A 206-nucleotide genomic window follows, 5' to 3' on the forward strand; every position below is an offset into this window, starting at 1 on the left:
CCGTTCTGGTCGGTCTGTGTTGCCGTCGCGTTGCCTTCCGGCTGAACGGTTGTGGATGTGGCGGTGTAATTGCCATTGGCATCCGCGGTGACTTGGGCTGTTTCGCCATTGGGGTAGGTGATGTCGACGGTAGCAAACGGCTCTGCGGTGCCGGTGACGGTCAGCGTGCCGTCCGTGTTGCCGTCGCCCGCCACGATGGTCGGCGC

1 protein-coding gene is annotated in these 206 nt (G+C 64.1%); it reads right to left on the minus strand.

Annotated features, from left to right (window positions below; genetic code table 11):
- The coding region (locus ACXAGA_RS16520) for an Ig-like domain-containing protein (protein WP_475118561.1) at positions 1-206 on the minus strand (206 nt) is incomplete at both ends.

Source organism: Marivivens sp. ABH4_498, from assembly GCF_056160585.1.